Annotated in this window: 21 protein-coding genes; 17 read left to right on the forward strand and 4 right to left on the reverse strand. The window is 36.0% G+C overall.

Annotated features, from left to right (window positions below; all coding sequences use genetic code 11):
* Window positions 1-9: 9 nt before the first annotated feature.
* Entirely contained in the window at window positions 10-1,023 is a 1,014-nt protein-coding gene (locus I580_RS00340) for an immunoglobulin-like domain-containing protein (protein WP_010773313.1), read from the reverse strand.
* Between the two features lie 239 nt (window positions 1,024-1,262).
* On the opposite strand from I580_RS00340, the gene I580_RS00345 reads away from it, so the two are divergent.
* The 5 genes from I580_RS00345 to recR all read left to right on the forward strand — a co-directional run bounded on the left by I580_RS00345 (window position 1,263) and on the right by recR (window position 6,608).
* Complete coding sequence (locus I580_RS00345) at window positions 1,263-2,756, forward strand: AcpB/EbpR/MafR family transcriptional regulator (RefSeq protein ID WP_010773312.1); 1,494 nt, start codon at window positions 1,263-1,265, stop codon at window positions 2,754-2,756.
* 121 nt (window positions 2,757-2,877) lie between these two features.
* Window positions 2,878-3,156, forward strand: coding sequence for a YiaA/YiaB family inner membrane protein (locus tag I580_RS00350; RefSeq protein ID WP_010773311.1), 279 nt, complete (start codon window positions 2,878-2,880; stop codon window positions 3,154-3,156).
* Window positions 3,157-3,331: 175 nt separating this feature from the next.
* Window positions 3,332-5,086 carry a DNA polymerase III subunit gamma/tau gene (gene dnaX / locus I580_RS00355; protein ID WP_010773310.1) on the forward strand — a complete coding sequence of 585 codons (1,755 nt, stop codon included), beginning with the start codon at window positions 3,332-3,334 and terminating at the stop codon, window positions 5,084-5,086.
* 15 nt (window positions 5,087-5,101) lie between these two features.
* Window positions 5,102-5,416, forward strand: coding sequence for a YbaB/EbfC family nucleoid-associated protein (locus I580_RS00360; protein ID WP_010773309.1), 315 nt, complete (start codon window positions 5,102-5,104; stop codon window positions 5,414-5,416).
* A 595-nt stretch (window positions 5,417-6,011) separates the two neighbouring features.
* Complete coding sequence (gene recR / locus I580_RS00365) at window positions 6,012-6,608, forward strand: recombination mediator RecR (protein ID WP_010773308.1); 597 nt, start codon at window positions 6,012-6,014, stop codon at window positions 6,606-6,608.
* Between the two features lie 235 nt (window positions 6,609-6,843).
* On the opposite strand, the gene I580_RS00370 is transcribed toward recR, so the two are convergent.
* Window positions 6,844-7,515, reverse strand: a complete 672-nt coding sequence (locus I580_RS00370; protein WP_245558665.1) for an O-methyltransferase — start codon at window positions 7,513-7,515, stop codon at window positions 6,844-6,846.
* 217 nt (window positions 7,516-7,732) lie between these two features.
* Between I580_RS00370 and I580_RS00375 the strand changes: the two genes are divergently transcribed.
* The 12 genes from I580_RS00375 (at window position 7,733) to I580_RS00430 (ending at window position 19,467) form a co-directional block, all read left to right on the forward strand.
* Window positions 7,733-9,475: a SpaA isopeptide-forming pilin-related protein gene (locus I580_RS00375; protein ID WP_010773306.1), complete on the forward strand. Its 1,743-nt coding sequence runs from the start codon at window positions 7,733-7,735 to the stop codon at window positions 9,473-9,475.
* Between the two features lie 169 nt (window positions 9,476-9,644).
* Window positions 9,645-10,289 (forward strand): dTMP kinase, encoded by a 645-nt coding sequence (gene tmk, locus I580_RS00380; protein ID WP_010773305.1) that lies wholly within the window; start codon window positions 9,645-9,647, stop codon window positions 10,287-10,289.
* A 14-nt stretch (window positions 10,290-10,303) separates the two neighbouring features.
* Entirely contained in the window at window positions 10,304-10,633 is a 330-nt protein-coding gene (locus I580_RS00385; RefSeq protein ID WP_010760520.1) for a cyclic-di-AMP receptor, read from the forward strand.
* Between the two features lies 1 nt (window position 10,634).
* Window positions 10,635-11,585 carry a DNA polymerase III subunit delta' gene (gene holB / locus I580_RS00390; RefSeq protein ID WP_034860499.1) on the forward strand — a complete coding sequence of 317 codons (951 nt, stop codon included), beginning with the start codon at window positions 10,635-10,637 and terminating at the stop codon, window positions 11,583-11,585.
* Between the two features lie 14 nt (window positions 11,586-11,599).
* Window positions 11,600-12,439, forward strand: coding sequence for a PSP1 domain-containing protein (locus I580_RS00395; RefSeq protein ID WP_010773303.1), 840 nt, complete (start codon window positions 11,600-11,602; stop codon window positions 12,437-12,439).
* The gene (locus I580_RS00400) at window positions 12,432-12,779 is read left to right on the forward strand and encodes a DNA replication initiation control protein YabA (protein ID WP_010773302.1); all 348 of its coding nucleotides are present in this window, start codon (window positions 12,432-12,434) and stop codon (window positions 12,777-12,779) included. Before I580_RS00395 ends, I580_RS00400 begins: the two co-directional genes overlap by 8 nt.
* 163 nt (window positions 12,780-12,942) lie before the next feature.
* Window positions 12,943-13,809, forward strand: a complete 867-nt coding sequence (rsmI, locus tag I580_RS00405; protein ID WP_010773301.1) for a 16S rRNA (cytidine(1402)-2'-O)-methyltransferase — start codon at window positions 12,943-12,945, stop codon at window positions 13,807-13,809.
* Window positions 13,810-14,075: 266 nt separating this feature from the next.
* Window positions 14,076-15,293 carry an ammonium transporter gene (locus I580_RS00410; protein WP_010773300.1) on the forward strand — a complete coding sequence of 406 codons (1,218 nt, stop codon included), beginning with the start codon at window positions 14,076-14,078 and terminating at the stop codon, window positions 15,291-15,293.
* A gap of 11 nt (window positions 15,294-15,304) precedes the next feature.
* Window positions 15,305-15,646 (forward strand): P-II family nitrogen regulator, encoded by a 342-nt coding sequence (locus tag I580_RS00415; RefSeq protein WP_010773299.1) that lies wholly within the window; start codon window positions 15,305-15,307, stop codon window positions 15,644-15,646.
* Window positions 15,647-15,775: 129 nt separating this feature from the next.
* Window positions 15,776-16,753 carry an HD domain-containing protein gene (locus I580_RS00420; RefSeq protein ID WP_010773298.1) on the forward strand — a complete coding sequence of 326 codons (978 nt, stop codon included), beginning with the start codon at window positions 15,776-15,778 and terminating at the stop codon, window positions 16,751-16,753.
* Window positions 16,754-16,798: 45 nt separating this feature from the next.
* Window positions 16,799-17,947: a DNA polymerase IV gene (gene dinB, locus I580_RS00425; protein WP_010773297.1), complete on the forward strand. Its 1,149-nt coding sequence runs from the start codon at window positions 16,799-16,801 to the stop codon at window positions 17,945-17,947.
* Window positions 17,948-18,051: 104 nt separating this feature from the next.
* A complete protein-coding gene (locus I580_RS00430) occupies window positions 18,052-19,467 on the forward strand; it encodes a cryptochrome/photolyase family protein (protein WP_010773296.1) in 1,416 nt (471 codons plus the stop codon).
* Between the two features lie 162 nt (window positions 19,468-19,629).
* On the opposite strand, the gene nrdG is transcribed toward I580_RS00430, so the two are convergent.
* Entirely contained in the window at window positions 19,630-20,232 is a 603-nt protein-coding gene (gene nrdG / locus I580_RS00435; protein WP_010773295.1) for an anaerobic ribonucleoside-triphosphate reductase activating protein, read from the reverse strand.
* A gap of 309 nt (window positions 20,233-20,541) precedes the next feature.
* Window positions 20,542-22,734 carry an anaerobic ribonucleoside-triphosphate reductase gene (gene nrdD, locus I580_RS00440; protein WP_010773294.1) on the reverse strand — a complete coding sequence of 731 codons (2,193 nt, stop codon included), beginning with the start codon at window positions 22,732-22,734 and terminating at the stop codon, window positions 20,542-20,544.
* Between the last annotated feature and the right edge of the window lie 126 nt (window positions 22,735-22,860).

The following is a 22,860-nucleotide window of genomic DNA, read 5'->3' on the forward strand; positions in this document are numbered from 1 at the left end:
CTAATTTTTTTATTTGTACGCAATAACAAAGACATTAATTGTATCATTAACACAGCTCTGAAGTGTGATGCGCTCGCCGCCACCTGTACCTACAGTAAGATCCCAGTAGTCAGTCCCTGTACCAACCTCGATACCATAATCATCTAATTGGAGCAATGTGCGTACCGTATACGTTGTAGGTGTACCATTTGCATCTGTCACAACGATTTGACTACCTGCTCCTAATGAAAAGACTGTAGAAAAAGCGCCAGGATTATGCCCGATAAAATGAGTATTTTGCCCATCATCGCCTGATTGGACAGCAGCCCCTCCCCATGTAGAGGCAACACCGCTAGGATTTGAATCGATCACACTTTGTCCACTGCCTTGCCCACCGTTTTGATAAGGTATCGTTTGTCCGTTCATTGTAATCGTCATTGGTGAAAAATCTGTTGCTACAGCTGCTGTTGTTGTAACAGGCTGTGGGACATCAATAGGTGTTGTAGCAGGTTCAATTTCTGGTTGCTCAGCTTGTGGTGCAGTGGCAATAGGTTCGCTTTTTGGAATAATATGGAATATTCTATCCGCGCTACCTGTATTACCAGTAGCATCTGTTACTGAATAATGGATTGTTTGAGTACCTAAAACAGATGTGTCCAACGGTTTATCCACTAATAAGTTTGCTGTCACATCTCCATCTTTATTATCAGTTGCCGTAACTTCCTCATAAATGTCGACCTGAGTGTTTTGTTCGATAGTTTCTTCAGGTGCAGTAATAGTTGGTGCAGTAGTATCTTTTGCAGTATTTGTGGCAACTATCTGTTCCTTTTTTTGTTTGTTTTTTGCTGTGGTTATTATTTTTTTGGACTCTTTGCCAGTTGGAACATTTTTTACTAAGATAACTTTTGCTTTTTTTGGTTCATCATTCAAGCTGTTTGCACGACTGTAAGTATCGGTGAAAATATAACCACCGATAAACAATAGAATACCTAAAATACCAATAAAACCAGCAATAATCGTGTGTTTAATTGTGTTTTTTTTCATGTAGAATCCCTCCCAAATTGTGGTGAGATTTTCCATTTATCGATAAATTTTAAATCCGCGCTTTTATATTTTTATAATAAGACCCAACTTTAAATAAACCAATTGAGTTGCGTTTTCGTTTAATTCAAAAACAACGATAAAGATGCTATAATTATTGTTAAATAAGGATTTCTTCAAAAATTTCTCAACTATTGGAAATTTTTGAAGAACTTAATAGAAAGTAAGAAAGAGGAGATAAAATGGAACGATTGTTATCGCCGTCGATGCATCGGAGAGTACTGTTGTTGAACTTATTAAACGGTCCGAACAGCTGGATTACCTCTGATTATTTAGCTGAAAGTATTGATTGCTCGAAAAAAACGATCATGTTGGATTGTCAGTACATAGAGGATCGTTGGTCAGATTATTTGACGATAGAAACATCCAGAAAACATGGAATTCGTTTGATTGCCTCGCCGCATAAGTCGATTTATGAAATTTATATTGAAATTATGAAAGAATCAAATGCTTTTACTTTGTTAGAATCAATTTTTTTTGAACCAATGCAACCTGCATCTTTTTGGGAAAAGAAATTATTTTTAAGCAATTCTAGTTTGTATCGGTTGTCTAATTTAATCAGTTCTGCTTTAAAAGACCGCAATATTCAAATGAGCCGTTCCCCATATTTTGTTCATGGTAAAGATGAGCGCCAAGTTCGTTATTTCTTTACAAGCTATTTTATAGAAGTGTATGGAATTCGTGATTGGCCATTTCATTTAGATCGTGAAAAAGTATTCAATCTTTCCAATAAAATCAACAAAAAATTTGATTTAGAGTTAAATGATAGTCAAATCGTTCATTTAGCTTATTCAATTGCAGTCACAATTATTAGAGAACGACAAGGTTTTTTAATTCAGAAACGAAAAGATCCCATCAATAGTTTTGTTAAAATGACAATTGATGTTAGAAAATACCAAGCGGATGTAGAAGAGATTGCTGAGCCATTAAACGTAGTTCTACCTGATAATTGGTATGAAGATTTTTGTTATTCCATTTTTTGGTGGGACTTTGGTTGGGACAATGAACAAGAGAAAATAAATGTTATTCACCAAGCTGAAAATTTGGTGACAACCATTAAAGATGCGCTTTCTATTTCCATTTCAGAACAAAGTAAAGTCAGCATTGTCCGTTTGATTGAATACATCTATGCAAAACACAAGATGTTTCCTTATAAAAAATTTATGGTTTACGATCGTTACTTATATTCTAGCAGGGCGATCAAACAGAATTTTATTGTTTTTACGGCAGTGGCTACTAAAGCACTTAGTGTGTTGGAGACGAAGATGAAGTTTCCTTGGAAAACAATGTATTTAGATGGAATCCTTCATGAAATGGCGATTCGCTGGCAAGATCTTAGTAGACTTACAGAAGAAATGAGGCATCAATTATCTGTTTTGGTTCTAAGCGATTTAGGGAAAGAGCACGCTCAATTGCTTAGCTCAGTTTTAAAAGAAAACTTCCAAAACAAGATTAAACTTTCTGTTCAGGAGAGTCATTTTTATGAACAGTTAGTGAATAGCTCCGATCAAAAGTATGATTTGTATGTCTCAAATTATGCAGTTGAAACAGTAGATGAAAAAATGAATATGATCGTAGAAGATATACCGTCGTTTAAAAATATTACAGATCTACGAAAATATATTGAAAAAAGACGGTTAGTCCTACCGAAAGATATTGCCTATTTAAATGCTTGAATCGTTATTTTAATTACTTGATCAAACTTATTATTTTTTTGAAATTAAAATAAAGATTGTCATTTAATAAATAAAAATGCTATACTAAAATAATAGTATTATTATTTTAAAGGAGAGAATTATGAAAAAGAAAGCGTACAGAAACACACCTGCATTTGTCTTTCTAAGTTGGGGATCATTTGCCTTTTTTGTGGCATTGATGTTGATTGGTTTATATACTTTAAAAGAACCATTGATGGTTAAAGGATATTATTTGATGGGATCAGTGGGATTGATTTCTTCCTCGTTTACACTGTCAAAAGTGATTAGAGATAATCAAGAAGATGAAGAACGTTATAACCAAATGTTCCGTGCGATGGACGGTCCAGCTAAAAATGAAGAAATAGATACACATATTTAATGTGTTTTAGAAACATACTGAGATTAGAAAAGGGAAACGTATCGAAAGATGAGTTTTTTCTATAATCTTAGTATGTTTTTTTGAAAGTTTTTTAATGAGTTTGCTTTTTTTAATGCCTTATCCATAAAAATCACGTATAATAGTAGATAGTGAAAATTCGAGGGAGGGGTAAAGTATGGCTTATCAAGCTTTGTATCGTGTCTGGCGTTCACAGCGTTTTGATGACGTTGTTGGACAAAAAGCAATTACGCAGACGTTAAAAAATGCGATCATCCAAAAGAAAACCTCGCATGCCTATTTGTTTACTGGCCCAAGGGGAACTGGTAAGACGAGTGCGGCGAAAATTTTTGCTAAAGCGATCAACTGTAAACATAGTGTGGATGGGGAACCATGTAATCAATGTGAAACCTGCGTTGCGATCACTGAAGGACGCTTGAATGATGTGATCGAGATCGATGCGGCGAGTAATAATGGTGTTGAAGAAATTCGTGATATCCGTGATAAAGCAAAGTATGCACCAACACAAGCTGAGTATAAAGTCTATATCATTGATGAAGTACATATGTTGTCAACAGGGGCTTTTAATGCATTGCTGAAAACGTTGGAAGAGCCACCGCAAAATGTTATTTTTATCTTAGCGACAACTGAACCTCATAAGATTCCATTAACAATCATCTCAAGAACGCAGCGTTTTGACTTTAAACGTATCAGTACACAAGATATCGTGGATCATTTAGGATATATTTTAAAACAAATCGATGTTGAGTTTGAAGAGCAAGCGTTATATGTTATTGGGCGAGCAGCAGAAGGTGGAATGCGAGATGCCTTGAGTATTTTAGATCAGACGATTTCATTTAGCGATGAAAAAATCACATTGCAAGATGCCATGCAAGTCACCGGTAGTTTAACGTATGAAATGATGGATCAATATATTTCGAGTTGTGTAACAGGTGATGTGGAGCAAGCTTTGGAAATACTGGAATCGATTCTCAGTTCAGGCAAAGAAGCAAGACGATTTTTAGAGGATCTATTATTATATTGCCGTGACCTACTAATGTTTCAACAGGCACCTAATTTGCTAGCAGAAAAAGTTGGTAATCTGACTGAGAACTTCAAAGGTTTGGCAGGCCAGACCGCTGCTGATAAAATCTATCAAATGATTCAAATTTTAAGTGATACTCAAAATGATATCCGTTTTACAAATAATGCGAATATTTATCTTGAGGTAGCCACAGTTAAATTGGCAAAATCTGTTAGAAAACCAGTCGAAATTTCAACTGAGGTACAACCTATAGCAACAGTCGAAATTGCTGATTTACAACAACAGATCGAACAATTGCAAAAAGAATTAACTGAATTGAAAAAACATGGTGTTACGGCTAAAGAAGCTGAACCTGTCAAAGTAACACGAGCAACTAGCAGTAAAAATGCTCTGCGAATTCCGACAGAATTAGTCTATAAAGTACTGAATGAAGCAACTAAAGAACATTTATTAAACGTTAAAAATGTTTGGGAAGATTTATTACAAATGATGTCTGTGACCCAAAGAGCTATGCTGAAAGCCAGTGAGCCGGTTGCCGCAGGTCCAAATGGGTTGGTAATTGCATTTGAGTATGAAATTGTCTGTGGTCGGGCTATGGAAGATGAAGAAATGCAGTTAGCTGTTCATAATAATTTAAGCCGTTTGGTGAATAATTATGCGCCTGACATGGTTTGTATAACCAAAGAAAGTTGGCCGAAGCTACGCCAGTCATTTATCAGCCAAAATAAAGAACCAGCAGAAGATCAACCAAACGAAGACCAATCTGTTTCAAGTCAAGAGAATCATTTATTAGCTGATGAAGAACCAGCAGAAGAAGTCAATAACCAAGTAGTAGACGAAGCGATCGCAATGTTTGGCGAAGCGCTTGTTGAAGTAATAAACGATTAAGAGGAGACGATAGTTATGATGCGAGGCATGGGAAATATGCAAGGGATGATGAAACAAGTCCAAAAAATGCAAAAAGATATGGAAAAAGCACAAGCAGAATTAAACGTAAGAGAATTTGTAGGAGCTTCAACGAATGATTTAGTTACAGCGACATTCACTGGCGACCGCAAAATGAAAGATATCGCTATTAAAGAAGATGTTGTTGATCCAGAAGATGTAGAAATGTTACAAGACTTAGTAATCATGGCTGTAAACGATGCATTAACAAAAGTTGAGAAAGAAACAGAAGCAACAATGGGTAAATATGCTAAAGGTATGCCAGGGTTCTAATCAAGGTATACTTCCAACGTAAACATCTAGATCGGATAAAATGAAAAGCCAAAAGATAAATGAAAAAGCATTTATCCTTTGGCTTTTTGTTGCTTTCTATAGTAATCAGACGTAATGATTCATTTAACCTCGATGAATCAAGCGTTAATAGAGCATCAATACCAATAACATACAATCAAAATTTGTTAGATGCCTAGGATGGGACAGAAGCGTTTAAGCCCGAGAACCAAGTAGGTACTGTGCCACAATGTTTATCTGCGACGAGCGAGAAAGCATCAATTCGTTGCTCGTTGTGTTTTACAGCAATTTCAGCTTATTTCTAAAGGGATTGCTTCTGCTTCCACCGTTTATTCGCATTTAGGGTGTGAAACAAAGGTGATTGTTCATCCTTGTTTTTTTGAGGTACCAAAGTGTAAGAAAAAATGTCGTAAAGTTTTTATTTTTATTTGAACGGAGACAGAACATATAGAAGCAAAGAAAAGTTATTATTCTGTAAAAACACTTATAAAAAATGGTATAATACATGTTAGCTCTACAATGAATACATAATTTACAACCAATCGTCCATCGTTTGTGTTTGAAAGGATTTGTTGAAATGCATTACCCAGAACCCATAGCCAAATTAGTCGAAAGTTATATGAAATTACCAGGTATCGGTCAAAAAACAGCTGTACGTTTGGCTTTTTATACACTTGATATGAAAGAAGAAGATGTGAATGCTTTTGCAAAATCTTTGATCAGTGTAAAACGTGATCTGCATTTTTGCAGTATCTGTGGAAATATTACAGAAGAAGATCCATGTGAAATTTGTCAAGATAAGAGCAGAGACCGCAGTATTATTTTAGTTGTAGAAGAATCTAAAGATGTGATGGCAATGGAAAAAATGCGTGAATATCACGGTCTCTATCATGTACTTCATGGTGTGTTATCGCCAATGGAAGGAACAGGACCAGAGGATATCAATATTGCATCATTGATCCAACGTCTCCACGACGATGAGGTCAAAGAAGTGATTATTGCTACAAATGCTACGACAGAAGGTGAAGCTACCGCGATGTATCTTTCTCGTCTGATTAAACCAGCGGGAATTGTAGTGACAAGATTAGCTCATGGCTTGTCAGTCGGTAGTGATATCGAGTATGCAGATGAGGTTACTTTATTAAAAGCTGTAGAGGGACGCAGGGAACTTTAAGATATAAACAAAAATGAGAATGGATAGAAGTGTTTAATCCCGAGAACCACGTAGGTACTGTGTGCCACAATGTTTATCTGCGACGAGCCTTTAGCGAGAAAGCATCAACTCGTTCCTCGTTGTGTTTTACAGCAATTTCAGCATATTTCTGAAGGGATTGCTTTTGCTCCTACCGTTTATCAGGATTCCATGTGAGTGGGATATGACTCGAAGAGTTATGTCCCACTCGCATTTTTTATTCTACAATACTAATGGTAAAACCATCATATCCTTTTACGCCAACTGTCTCTATAGCTGTCGAAGTCAGTTTAGGGGATGCAGCTAAATCGTCTATAAAAGATCGAACCCCTAAAACTCTATTGTCAGTACTATTTGGATCAATGACTGTACCATCACGTACCACATTATCACCAATAATAATAGTTCCAGAGCGAGCAAGTTGTAAGGCATAATCTAAATAAACGGAGTTACTTTCTTTATCTGCATCAATAAAAATCAAATCAAAAGGTGGTGTCTGATCACGCACCATATTTTCTAAGCTATCAGCAGCGGGGCCAACTAAAATTGTCGTTTTATTAGAAACTCCAGCTAGGGATAGATTTTCTGAAGCAACTTCAGCATGTTTCTTATCGAATTCAAGTGAAATAACTTCTCCATCTTTATCCAGTGCTTTAGCAAACCAGAGTGTACTATAACCACCTAATGTCCCGATTTCTAAAATTCGTTTGGCACCTTTGATTTTTGCAAGAAGATAAAGAAATTTACCTTGAGAAGGAGAAACATCGTGAGGTGGTAATTGATGTTTTTGGTTATTCGCTAGGATCTGATCAAAAATTGGGTCTTTTTCTATTAACTTTTCAATAAAATAATCATCAACTGCAGTAAAGACTTTTTCCAAATGACTCACTCCTATTTTTTATTGATGTTGCTAAACTAATTATACCTCTATTTTTGTATAGAGTGGCAGTTTTTGTCTTTTACATAGTGTGACGGTAGATTACTTCGTTAGATATGTTTTTATAATAGGTTTTTTTAAAAAAATAAATACATATAAAAAATATAATTATTGTATAATTTTAAAGTAGATAAAAAAACTAAATAAATTAGTAACAGGAGTGGAGAAGATGCAGGGGAAGTTTTACAACTCAATTAAGGTGTTTATTTTAAGTATTGTATTTATGGGTGCTTTATTCAGTTTAACATTGTTATTTAAAACAAAAACAGAAGCAAAAGAAATTAATAATGTGATTCAAAATGTAAAAATCACCAATGAAAATGGGGAAGATCAAACTTCCTTTAAATCGTGGGATATTATTCAAGTTAATATGGATTGGAGTATCCCAAATGGAAGTGCTCAAAAGGGTGACACAACATTGATCGATTTACCTGCTGAGTTAGATTTGGTCAATAGTTTGACTTTTGATGTACTGGATGAAAGTGGTGCAATTGTGGCTACCGCAGTTGCGGATAAAGGAGCAAAAACAGTTTTATTGACGTATACCGATTATGTCGAAACGCACTCTAATGTAAAGGGAAAATTGCAGTTTTTCAGCCGTTTTGATAGGCAAGTGATCGAGGAATATGGCACGATTCAACTAATATTCCCAATCAATAAAACTACAGAGATTTCTACAGAAGTTGAGGTTGAAAAAGCCACAGACGATCCGAATGAAGTCATCAATAAATGGTCTTGGTTTTCAGCGGATTCCCGAACACTCTACTGGGAAGTACGAGTAAATGCAAGCGGACAAGCGTTTCCTAATGCTGTAGTTACAGACATTTTTCAAACAGAAAACTATACATTAGTCCCTGCATCGATCAAAGTGACCTCAGCAGAATTTCCAGATGCAGATAAAGGAATTTTTGATAATCCAATCAATAAAGTTGATATTACCAATCAAGTAACCATCCATTATCTCCCAAATGGTTTTACAGTCGATTTTGGGAATATGCCTGAAGGAATCGGCTACCTTATTTCGTATGACACGTCGATTGATCATCAACCTCAAGATCAAGAAGTATTTGCTAATAGTGCAACTTTAGAAAGTAATGAAGTAACGATTGCTTCCAAAGAAGTTAACACACACTACTCTGATGGAAGCGGAACGGGAACCGGTGATGTATTCTCTATACAGTTAATGAAACTATCAGAGGATGGTGTTGTTTTAGCAGGTGCAGAATTTGATGTCTATAGAGATTCAAACAATCAGCGCGTCGGTCAAATTAGTACAAATGAGCAAGGCATAGGTGAAATAAGTAATTTATTGCAAGAAGATTATACAGTGATAGAAACTAAGGCACCTAGCGGATTTGTATTAGATACTACACCGATAAAGATTTCTTCTACTGATTTTCAAAACAAGATTGCCTTCAAACAAGTGACGAACAAGGCTGAACCAATCTTCGGATCTGTTCGATTATTTAAAATTGATCAGGCAACGAAGGAAAAATTAGCAGATGTTGTCTTTGAACTTCAAGACAGTGTTGGAAAGACGTTGCAAACAGATCTTGTAACGGATGGAAAGGGCCAATTGATCGTCCGAGGCCTGGTACCAGGTAAGTATCAATTTGTCGAGACTAAAGCTTTGAAAGGCTACATCATAAAGAAAGAGCCCATCCCTTTTGAAATTGTTTCAGGAAACACTGAACCTTTGGAAATAGTGGTTGAAAATCAAAAAGAAGAAACACCAGAACTATTTCAAGAGAGCAATACTAAAGGTCGGGTAGAGCAAAATAATGCTAATCAACAAAAAGATAAACGATTGCCAAAAGCTGGAGAAAAGGCAGTTAACAATTTATTTTTGCTTGGCAGTCTTTGTTTAAGCGTAGGAACAATTATTCTTTTTGGCAAACATAAAAAAGTTTAGGCAATTATGAATCAAAACAATAGAACTAGGCTAAAGTCCGAGAGACTTTTTAGTCTAGTTTTTTTATTCATCAGTATTTTTTTTAATTATAAGGAATTCAATTAGACTGATTGTAACAGATAAAGTATAATAGATAGAAGGAATCAAAGTAAGTAAGGGGATTAGTGAAGTGCAAGGTATTTTTATAACAATCGAAGGACCAGATGGCGCAGGAAAGACAAGTGTATTGAATGAGTTGTACCCAAGACTTGATTTGGCAGCAGAAAGAAGTATCATTAAGACCAGAGAACCTGGTGGTATTCCCATTGCTGAGAAGATTCGTCAAATCATTTTAGATCCGAAAAATCAGGAGATGGATGAGCGGACAGAAGCGTTGCTTTATGCGGCAGCTAGACGTCAGCATTTGATGGAGAAGGTTTTACCTGCTTTAGAAGCCGGAAAAATCGTTTTATGTGACCGCTTTGTAGATAGTTCTTTAGCTTATCAAGGAGCAGGTCGACGTATTGGTGTAGAAGCAATTGCTACAATCAATGAATTTGCGATTGAAGGAACTGTTCCTGATTTTACGATTTATTTGGATGTAGACTCTGATACTGGTTTAAATCGTATCAAAAATCATCGCCAGCAACAAATCGATCGGTTGGATTCAGAAGGTCTTGAATTTCACCAACGAGTTCGCCACGAATATTTAAAATTAGTAGAAGAAAATCCAGACAGAATCACGAAAATCGATGCCAGAATGAGTTTGGAAGATGTTGTGGAAGCAACGTTTCAAGCTATCGTAAACCGTTATCCAGAATACTTTAGAAATTAGGAAGGTGACCGAATATGAAAATTATTTTAGCAATTGTCCAAGATAAAGATAGTAACCGTTTAGCCAATGAATTTATTGATGCCAATATTCGTGCGACAAAGCTTTCATCAACGGGCGGCTTTTTAAAAGCTGGAAATAGTACGTTTATTGTTGGGATCGATGATGATCGAGTAGAAGAAGCATTGGAATTGATTAAAAAAACGTGCCAATCTCGTAAACAATATGTGTCAACTCCTGTAACACTTGATATTACGATGGATGGACAAGTACCTTATCCTGTCGAGGTTGAGGTAGGAGGAGCAACAGTCTTTGTTCTTCCAGTTGAAGGGTTCCATCAATATTAGAATGAATGAAGCCTTTGTTTTAAGTGAGCAACAACCGTTGCTTTACCAGCAACTTCAAAAAAGTTTTGAGCATGGTCGTCTTGCCCATGCTTATCTTTTTGAAGGCGATACAGGAACTGGTAAAAAAGAATTTGGTTTATGGATGGCAAAACATGTTTTTTGTACAAACCTGATGGATAACAATCCTTGTAATCAGTGTAATAATTGTTTAAGAATCAATGACAATGAGCATCCGGATGTACTGCGGATTGGACCCGATGGTCAAACGATCAAAGTCGATCAAATCCGATCGTTGAAAGCTGAATTTAGTAAAAGTGGGGTAGAGACAGCTCAGAAAGTTTTCTTGATAGAGCAAGCGGATAAAATGAGTGTAGGTGCGGCGAACAGTTTATTAAAATTTTTAGAAGAACCAGAGGGAAAAGTCTTGGCGATTTTAGAGACAACTTCTTTAGCCAAAATCTTACCAACGATTCAATCACGCTGTCAGGTTCTTCATTTTCAACCTTTAGTCAAGGAAAAATTAGTTCATGCTTTGACAGAGTCAGGAATCAACAAAATTACAGCAAATCTTTTAGCAGAACTCACCAATAGTTTTGACAAAGCAGTTGAAATCTCTCAAGATGAATGGTTTAATGAAGCTAGGGAAATTACTCAACAATGGTTTGATTATATGATAAAGGATGATTTACAAGCTTTTGTCTATGTTCAAAAAAAGATGGTCAAAGTTTTTAAAGAAAAGGACCAGCAAGCGTTGAGTTTTGATTTATTACTTGCTTATTATCGCAAGCAACTCACAGAAAGTGTAGCGCAAGAACAACTCAAAAAGGTGATAGAACAACAAGCACAACGAGTTGAATTGATTTTAAAGGCGAGGCAAAAGTGGGAAGCCAATGTCAGTTGGCAAAGCGTCTGCGAACAATTAGTAATACGTATGATCCACCCTAAAACATAAATAGGAGGATGAAAATGGTAGAAGTAGTAGGAGTTCGCTTCCGTGAAGCAGGTCATATCTATTATTTTGCTCCTGGAAAATCAGAGTATTTTTACAATGATAAAGTACTTGTGGAATCACAGCAGTCTAAACAGCTGGCCACAGTGGCGATACCGAAAAAAACGATCGATCCGGAAGATTTACCTGAGGAATTAAAACCCATTTTAAATAAAGCATCAGAAACTGATTTAGAAAAAGAACAAAAGAACGTGGATGATGCCCAAGCAGCATTAAGTGTGGCCAAAGAAAAAATTCGAGCACACGAATTAGAAATGAAATTGATTCGTGTTGAATATACATTTGACCGTAGCAAAATGGTCTTTTATTTTACTGCTGATGGTCGAATCGATTTCCGTGAACTTGTCAAAGATTTAGCCGCTATTTTTCGTACAAGGATCGAATTGCGTCAAATCGGTGTTCGAGACGAAGCGAAAATTTTAGGTGGAATAGGTCCTTGTGGCAGACAATTATGTTGTTCCACATTCTTAGGTGACTTTATGCCCGTTTCAATCAAAATGGCAAAAGATCAAGGTCTATCTTTAAATCCAGTAAAAATTTCTGGTTTATGCGGGCGCTTGATGTGTTGTTTAAAATACGAAAATGATGAATACGAAGCAGCGAAGAAAGAATTACCTGATTATGGTAAAGATGTGATCACGCCAGATGGAAAAGGCCGTGTAGTTGGTTTAAATTTGTTGAGCCGTATTATCAAAGTCCGATTAGTCGGACGTGAAACAGCAGTAGAATATGATTATGAAGAAATCAAAGAAGCAACAGAAAAAGCTCAAGCCGAAAAAGGTGATCACAATGGATAAACGTTCTTTATACGATGGTCTGAGTTCTTTAGAGACGGATCTACAAGGAACTTTGGGGCAATTATCAGAGATAAAAGAAGCTCTTCATGAGTTAGTTGAAAAAAATACAACACTTGAAATCGAAAATCAGCGTTTACGAGAACATTTGCAAGAACTGACTAAATTAGCCAGTGACCCTAATGATCCAGCTAAGCAAGAGTTGTCTAAATCTCGAATGAATTTAGAAAAACTTTATGAAGAAGGATTTCATGTTTGTAACATTTTGTATGGCTCACGTCGTGAGAATGATGAAGAATGTGCTTTTTGTTTAGATGTTATTTACGGTGAACGATATAAATAAATTTTAATCAATTCAAATGGAGAGAGGATGGGACAGAAGCGTTTATTTCCGAAGGGATTGCTTCTGCTTTCACCTCGCATTTAAGGTGTGAAACAAAAGTGACTTTTACTTTTGTCCCACACCCTCTTTTTATTATTAACCTAAGTGCTGAAAAGGAGTAATTATGCAAAAACAAAAAAGTTTTGATTCATCTAGCATTGGGCAACTATATTTGGTGCCTACACCGATCGGTAATTTGGAAGATATGAGCTTTCGCTGTATCAATAGTTTAAAAGAGGCAACAATCATAGCAAGTGAAGATACTCGTAATACACAAAAATTATTGAATCATTTTGAAATCACAACGCCCCAAATTAGTTTTCATGAGCATAATTACAAGGAACGTATTCCTCAGTTTATAGAACGTTTGGCAGCTGGTGAAATGATCGCTCAAGTCAGTGATGCGGGGATGCCGTCGATTAGTGATCCAGGCCATGAGTTAGTGGAAGCCTGTATTGAAGCGGGCATTAAAGTTGTTGCGTTACCTGGCCCAACTGCGGGGATCACGGCATTGATTGCTTCAGGTTTAACACCACAGCCGTTCACATTTTATGGTTTTTTACCTAGAAAGAAAAAAGAACAACTTGAAGTTATGGAAACACTGAAATCAAATCAGCCTACTCAAATTTTTTATGAGTCACCTCATCGAATCGCTACCACTGTAAAACATTTTTCAGAAGTTTTTGGGGAAGAGCGCAAAGCTGTAGTTTGTCGTGAATTGACGAAACTTCATGAAGAGTATTTGCGTGGTACTTTGGCTGAATTAAGGAATTATTTGGCAGAACATACAGTAAAAGGGGAGTGCTGTCTTTTAGTTGAAGGAATTGACGGATCAGAAGTAAGCGAAAATACAGATTTGGAACTTTCTATCAAGGAACATATTGAAGTGCTGATGAATACAGGCAGTTCATCAAAAGAAGCAATCAAAGAAGTTGCAAAGCTACGTGGATTGAAAAAACAAGAAGTTTATAAAGAATATCATGTAGATTGATTTGAATAATGCAGAAAGTGGCTGGGATGTGACTCGTGGAGTTATGTCCCGGCCACTTGTTGATTGGTATACTTGAATATAATTGAAATTAAATTGAAAACGTTCTATTGGTATAGATGTTATTTTTTGTAACGTGAATTGTCAGAAAAATCAAATTATTTTCATGGAACGAGGAATTTTTACTAGGATAAATTAAAAAACGATGCTAAAATAACCGACAAAGCTAAATGAAGGTTGGCTTAACTTGAGAGAATCGGAGGGGTTTTATGGAAACAGGAAATATCGCATTCATTATGATTTGCTCGGCTATGGTTTTTTTGATGACACCTGCTTTAGCGTTTTTTTACGGCGGCTTAGAACGAAGGAAAAATATTCTCAATACAATGATGATGGTGATTTGTGTGATGGGGTTGGCTTCAGTTCTTTGGATTATGTTAGGTTATTCTCTGTCTTTTAGTGGAGAAAACTTATTTGTCGGTAACGTTGATAAGCTGTTTTTTAAACATGTTTCGATGACCCAAGGTGATAAGATTCCAGAAGGATTGTTTGCTGGGTTTCAAATGATGTTTGCCTTGATCACGACAGCAATCATTACGGGTGCTGTCGTTGGTCGAATGAGGTTTTCGGCAATCTTTTTATTTATTGCTATTTGGTCGATCGTTGTGTATTATCCCATGGCGCACATGGTTTGGGGTGGAGGTTTTTTAGACAAGATAGGATCGATCGATTTTGCTGGTGGAAATGTAGTTCACATTAGTTCGGGGATTTCAGGGCTAGTTTTAGCTATTGTGTTAGGTCAACGTCGAGAATATCGGCAAACAGAATATCGTCCTCATAACATACCGTTTGTAGTTTTAGGTGCTGGCTTACTTTGGTTTGGTTGGTTCGGTTTTAACGCTGGTTCTGCATTAGCAGCCGATGGTTTGGCCATTCATGCTATGTTAACGACAAATACAGCGGCGGCAAGTGGAATGCTTTCATGGATGTTGATTGAAAAACTGGCAATCGGCAAACCAACTGTTGTTGGAGCATGTACAGGGGCTGTTGTGGGGTTAGTAGCAATCACACCAGGTGCCGGATTTGTTTCGCTGTGGAGTTCATTTGTTCTTGGGGCTTTAGTTAGTCCATTTTGTTATTATTTTATTTCGTTTGTTAAACATAAATTTGGTTATGATGATGCGTTGGATGCGTTCGGCTGTCACGGTGTTGGCGGGATTTTTGGCGGCATCATGACGGGGATTTTTGCAGATCCTGCTGTTGATGGAAAAACTGGCTTGTTGTATGGTGGAACAGAATTATTCGTGGCGCAAGTCGCTAGTATTGCTTTTACGATCGTATTTGCTGGTTTTGCTAGTTTTCTGATCATAAAAGGGATTCAATTATTTATGCCGATCCGAGTATCAGCTAAAGAAGAAGCAGTAGGATTAGATCGAATCGAGCACGATGAAACAGCTTATCCGACATTTATGGGGTTAGATTCATAGGAGGAAAATAGATGAAAAAAGTAGAAGCGATTATTCAGCAAGAAAAACTAGAAGAGCTGAAAGTAAAAATGGATAACAGTTTTGAAGCAATGGGGATGACAGTTACTCAAGTACTGGGTTTTGGCAATCAAAAAGGGTTAAAAGAATATGTGCGTGGCCAAGAAATCATCACAACGCTATTACCAAAAGTAAAAGTTAGTTTTGTTGTTTTAGACGAAAAAGTGGAAGAAGTGATTTCATTAATAATGGCTATTTGTCAAACTGGTGAAGTGGGGGACGGCAAGATATTTGTTTATCATGTAGAGGAGGCAATCAGGATCAGAACAGGTGAACGAGGGGCAAAAGCAATTTAATGATCCTCAAGAAAGAAGTGGAGCTAAGAATAGCTTTGCTTCTTTTTCTTTAAATAAAATAAGTTGTAAATGAACAAATGTTCGTATATAATGTTTGTAAAAGACAGCAGAAATATTAAGGAGAAAAAGATGATTGTTGAAGATGTTCTATATGGTTCATTTGAGGTTGAAGAAATTTTAGCCGCATTGATTTTATCAGATGAGGTACAGCGATTAAAAGATATTCATATGGCTGGTCCTGCATATTTGATCAATCCAGTTTGGAATGAAACGAGATATGAGCATTCTGTTGGTGTTATGCTGTTGATTAGACGTCTGGGAGGAAGCTTAGAAGAACAGATTGCCGGTTTACTGCATGATGTATCACATACTGCCTATTCTCATGTAATTGATTTAGCTTTAGCTAATGAAGCGGATGATTATCATGAAAAAATCAAATTTCAATTAATTGAAAAGTCAGCGCTCCCACTTATTTTAAACGACTATGGTTTTGACTATCAACAGATTTTATCTCATGATGAGCAATGGTCGTTGTTAGAACAAGATGCACCTTTAGTATGCTGTGATAGGATCGATTATACTCTGAGGGAAGTTCAACGTTACTTTTCTGTTCCTTTAGAAGAAATTCAACAATTTTTGAACGCAATCAACATAATAGAGAAGCAAATCATTTTAAATTCAAGTGAATGGGCGATATGGTTTATAGACCAGTATCGAAAAGTCGTGATCGACTTTTTCTATGATCCTTTAAATATTTGTAGCTATGAGTGGATGGCACAGGCAATTCGTATTGGATTAAGGAATCAAGAAGTTACATTAGATGATTTGCTGATGACTGATTCAGCATTTCTTAAAAAATTAAAGGCAAGCAACTCTGCTGAAATCCAACAATTATTGAATAAAATGGACCATCCACCCAAATATATAGTTTGTTCTATTGAGGATAATTATACTATTTACCAAAAGAAGAAGAGAAGATTTGTTGATCCTTTGGTAGAAGTAGCCGGGAAAGTTGCTCCAGTGTCTGCTATCTCTCAAATAGCTAAGACAAAGATTGATAAAATACTTGATGATAGTGAAAAGGGGATTTTTCTTAAAGTTGATTAAAACCCGATAGATACAATGAACCTCGTAGAAAGGAAGATGGCGATAATGATCAGTGAACTACGTTTTCCCTTAAAAAAGGATACTTCTCGTAAAATTATTCATATCGATATGGATGCTTTTTTCGCTTCTGTAGAAGAACGTGATCATCCTGAACTTGTCGGACATCCATTAGTAATTGCACGCCATCCTAGTGATACTGGGGGAAAAGGTGTGGTGACTACAGCCAATTATGAAGCAAGAAAATTTGGTATCCATTCTGCAATGAGCGCTCAAAAAGCCTATGAATTATGTCCAGATGCAATTTTCAAGCCAGGTAACTATGAGAAATATTCTGAAATTTCTCAGCAAATTCGAGAAATTTTTCGCCGTTATACGGATATTATCGAACCTGTTTCAATTGACGAAGCTTATTTGGATGTAACGATCAATAAAATCGACAGTAAATCTGCGATCAAGATTGCTAAATTGATTCAATATGACATATGGACTGAATTGCATTTGACTTGTTCAGCAGGAGTGAGTTATAACAAATTTTTAGCAAAACTTGCTTCTGATTTTCAAAAACCCAAAGGGCTTACTGTTGTGATGCCGGATGAAGCAGAAGCATTTTTGAAAGCTTTACCTATTGAAAAATTTCATGGAGTTGGGAAAAAGACAGTGCCCAAGATGCATGATTTAGGTATTTTCACTGGTGAGGACTTGTATAGAAAAGACGAGATGGAACTGATTCGTCATTTTGGTAAAATGGGTTATTCTCTTTATCGAAAGGTTCGTGGAATTCATGATTCTCCAGTAAATATAACAAGAGACCGCAAATCGGTAGGCAAAGAACATACATATGGTACGCCCTTAACGACTGAAGCGCAGGTAACAGCTCAATTAAGACAATTAGCAGAACGAGTGGAAGAATCGTTAGAGCGAGTCCAAAAACATGGAAAAACTGTTGTATTAAAAGTTCGGTATGCAGATTATACAACAGTAACAAAACGTCGGACACTTCCAGAATATATTTCTAAAAAAGAAGAGCTATATTATCAAGCAAATTTGATTTGGGAAGAAATTTTAGGTCTTGAACAAGGGATTCGATTATTAGGAATCACATTGACAAATCTTGACCCAATGGCCTATGAAAATATGGTACTACCATTGTGGGAAAAGCAAAAGACAGAGGATGATGATAAGCTCAATCGGTAAATAGCTGAGCTCGTTTTAGTTAAATCAAATAAACGACTTTAAATTTTAGTGATAATATGATATTTATGCTACGATTTATTCATAAATCTGAAAGGAAAAATCCAGTGGGCAAAACAATTATGTGGTTTCGCAAAGACCTTCGTTTAGATGATAATACAGCGTTTAATAAGATGTTGGAAGAGAGCAAAGAGAGTGATGAGTTGATCTGTATTTTTCATTTGAATCCGTTACAATTTTTAGAGAATAGTTATAATCACAATGCTTTTTTTTACAGTGTATCAACATTTTATAAACAGGCTAAAGCGAATAACGTTACGATTCATTTTGTATATGGAAATGTCGAGGAAAGTTTTACGGCGTTAAAAAGAGCATTTCAAGATTGGGATGCTATTTATTTTAATAAAGATGAGCGTGGGTTTGGAAGCGTTCGAGATCAGAAAATGACTGTTTTTTTTGAGGATAATCAGATTCAAGTACATTCTTATCAAGACAGTCATTTACATGGTGTGGAAGAAATTAAAAAGCCAACAGGGGAAAGCTACAAAGTTTTTACACCTTATTTTAGAAAATGGCTGGCAATGCCTAAAAGACCTTATCAAAGAACAATGAAAATCGATAAACAGTTTGAAAAGATTACTCATCCGTTATTTACTGAGGGTGAAAAACAATTTGGGCAACTTGTTGAAAAAATAGTTTTTCCTTTTGAATATGAGTGTGGTGAAGCAGTTGCTGAACAGTATTTAAAAGAATTTATAAAAACGCACTTGCATGATTATCAAAAAGGACGAGATTATCCTTTTTTGGATCAAACAAGTAAGCTATCAAGATTTTTGAGAACAGGAGAACTATCGATTCGTAAAGTTTGGTATGCTCTTAATGCTGAACCAGTGTCTGATGGTCGGCAGACCTTTATTTCGGAACTATGTTGGCGGGATTTTTATAACATGATCTATTATGAAAATCCAAAACAAAAAACACAAGAGATCAAAGAGCAATATCGGCAATTGCAATGGAGCTATAATCAAGAATTATTTGAGCAATGGAAAAATGGAGAGACAGGATTTCCAATCATAGATGCTGGAATGAGACAACTTGCTCAGACTGGTTGGATGCATAATCGATTACGAATGATCGTAGCTTCATTTCTAACGAAGGATTTGATGATCGATTGGCGGATGGGCGAAGAATATTTTCAGAAAAAATTAATTGATTATGATTCAGCAAGTAATATTGGTGGCTGGCAATGGGCAGCGTCAACAGGAACGGATGCAGTTCCTTATTTTCGGATATTTAATCCTACAACACAAAGTGAAAAATTTGATCATTACGGTGATTTTATCCGTCAGTTTATCCCAGAATTAAAAAACGTACCAAATAAATATATTCATGAACCAGGTAAAATGCCGATGGAATTTCAAAAGTCTATTAATCTGGTTATCGGTGAAGACTACCCGAATCCAATTGTCGATCATAGTAAAATCCGTTCAGAAATTCTTACGTTTTTCAAAAAAACAACATAAGTGAAATACAGTTAAACGGCGGGATCAGAAGCAATTCCCTCCTTTTTTATCGGAGTTAAATGACGCTTCGATCATCTTTTGAGAGAATGATTGAAGAAGTAAATCAAAAAAAACTGATATACAAACAAGAATTTCACTTGCTAGTATATCAGGTTTTGAAAGTTAGATCATTTTCCCTTTTTTTATTTGTTCATATTTTTGTTCCCCATCGTGGCATTTTTCCCAGATAACAGCTTTTCCACAAGATAAAGATTTTTTTACATCAAGAATTCGTTGATTACTACTGCCTCTAAATTGAAGATTTAAGTTTCTTTTGGATAATTCAAAACGTCCATCGACTAAAATATCAATTTTACTTAAAAGTTCCAACTTATCATCTGATTCTAGTAATAACTCTTCAAAAGTGTAACCTGACCAAGACCAAATATCTTTTTTAGTTCCAAATTCTTTACGGACGCGATCCACAACGGTCAGACAAACAGTTGTATTTAAGAAAGGTTCACCGCCTAATAAGGTTAGACCTTGTACATAATCATGAGCTAAATCTTCGATAATCTTATCTTCCAATTCTTTTGTGAAGGGTTTTCCATAGCGGAAATTTTGAACGGCTTGATTAAAGCAACCTTCGCAAGCAAATAAACAACCACTAACATACAGGCTATTTCTTACGCCTTCTCCATCAACAAAATTAAACGCTTTATAATCACCAACATAGTTTTGACTAAAATTCTCTGCTAACCATTCCTGTGGTTTAGGGTTTCTCATTTTTAGTTATCCTTTCAAATAAAAAACGATGCCAACAAGTTTTTGTACGGTGCATCGTTTTTATTGATTTTGTGTTTGACATAAGCTATAAAAGCCAACTCTTCGGAAAAAAGAACAATTACTAGTGACAAAGGCCGTCACAATCAAGAGTTCGTATTTTACAGTCAGAGTTAAACGACTCCTTTCGCTTTTTATTGAATCTAGCTACACAAACCAACTCTCAATAATAAGGAAGAAAAATCCGTGATAAAATGTATTGCTATATTGTTCTTCCTTATTAATCAAGAGATAGGCAGCTTATTCAGCTTTTTATTTCATATGTTTCACTCGTGATGAGATTTCTTTGTGTCGTCCGTGAACCATTGGTCTGGCTTGTGGGTTTCCTAGGTATCCACAAGTGCGTTTTACAACATCACATGATTTAGGATCATGATTGCCACATTGTGGGCATTCAAAGCCACGTTCTGTTGGATTGAAATCTCCTTCAAAACCGCATTCATAGCAGTGATCGATCGGTGTGTTTGTACCAAGGTAACCAACTCGATCATAAGCATAATCCCAAACAGATTCTAAAGCTTTTGGATTTTGTTGTAAAACAGGATATTCACAATAATGAATGAAACCTCCAGAGCAATATTGTGGATAATCTTTTTCAAAGTCAAGTTTTTCAAACGGTGTTGGATTTTTACGAACATCATAGTGGAAACTATTTGTGTAATATTCTTTATCTGTGATATTTTCCACGATCCCAAATTTTTCAGTATCTAAACGACAGAAACGATCAGTTAAACTTTCACTCGGTGTTGAATAGACGCTAAAGTGATAGCCGTATTCATTTCCCCAGTCATCTGCGTGGGCTTTTAAATCTTTTAAAATAGCCATCGTAAAGTCTTTAGCTTCAGGATTTGTTTCCCAATCACCACCATAAAAAGCAGAAGCAACTTCATATAGACCAATATAACCTAATGAAACAGTCGCACGTTTATTTTTGAATAATTCATTGACAGATTCTTTTCGAGACAATCTTTTTCCGAAAGCACCGTACATATAAAGAATAGGTGCATTTGCAGGTGTCGCTTCTTTACAACGTTCCACTCGGTAGACTAAAGCATCTTTCATTGTTTCCAAGCGTTCAGCTAAAAGCGTCCAGAATTTTTCTACATCTCCATGAGCTTCCATTGCGATTCTTGGTAAATTTAAAGTAACAACACCTAAATTCATTCTACCAACATTGATTTCTTCACCATTTTCATTTTTCCATCCTTGTAGAAAAGAGCGGCAACCCATGGGCACTTTAAAACTACCTGTCAAATCGACTAATTTATCATAATTTAAAATATCTGGATACATGCGTTTAGTGGCACATTCTAATGCAATTTGTTTTACGTCATAATTTGGATCCGAGTCATTTAAGTTTACACCACGTTTTAAAGTAAAAATCAATTTAGGGAAAATAGCCGTTCTATGCTCGCTACCCAAGCCATTGATACGAATTTGCAAAATTGCTTTTTGAATTTCACGTTCAAACCAGTTGAGACCTAAGCCAAATCCTAACGAAGTAAATGGTGTTTGGCCATTTGAGGTAAATAAAGTATTGATCTCATATTCCAAACTTTGCATCGCATCATAAATATCTTTTTTCGTTTTGCTTTTGGCATAAGCTTCTTGGCGTTCAGAGCCTTCGATCCATTCTTTAGCATCAGCTAAATGCTTTTGGTAATTCAACTCAGCAAATGGTGCCAATAATTCATCCACACGATCTGCTGAACAACCGCCATATTGGCTAGAAGCTACATTGGCAATGATTTGTGAAATTTGAGCAGTTGCTGTTTGAATGGATTTAGGTGCTTCAACTTCGGCATTTCCAATTTTAAAACCATTGTTCAACATTCCTTTAAAGTCGATCAAACAACAGTTAGTCATAGGTGTATAGGGATGATAATCTAAATCATGATAGTGAATATCACCTTTTTGATGTGCGTTGGCAACGTGAGGAGGTAACATTTTTAGTCCAATCGATTTACCAACGATTCCAGCGGTCAAATCACGTTGTGTATTAAAAACGTCACTATCTTTATTCGCATTTTCGTTGACGACAGATTGGTCTTTGTTAATCAACTTGCTGATTGTAAAATTGATATCAGTTGCTTTACTTCGTTCAAAATCGCGACGAGTCCTATAGTTGATGTATTCTTCTGCTAGCTCATATTCATTTCTTGCCAGTAAAATATGCTCAACGATATTTTGAATTTCATAGATTTTTACATCTTCAGTGAAACGATCTGAAATTTCTTGATCAATTCTTTCAACAATTTCTTGAATACGCTCATGGGCAAGTGGGTCTAAAGAACCACGAATATTTTGTTCAGCTTTGATCAAAGCATCATAAATCTTTCGATCATCAAAATCAACTAATCGACCATCTCGTTTTACGATTTTCATCGAGTGTAAGACCGGATCTGTAGAACTCACTTCATTATTAGCTTGTTTAATCTCCATCATTTGCTAGCCATCTCCTCGTAGATTTATTCCTTCCTTATCATAAATCAATTCTTAGAATCTTTCAACTATATGTAGTGTGAAATTTAATTTTTTGTCTATATATACAACTATATATAGTGTTTATGA

The sequence above is a fragment of the Enterococcus caccae ATCC BAA-1240 genome (assembly GCF_000407145.1).
GTDB lineage: Bacteria > Bacillota > Bacilli > Lactobacillales > Enterococcaceae > Enterococcus_L > Enterococcus_L caccae.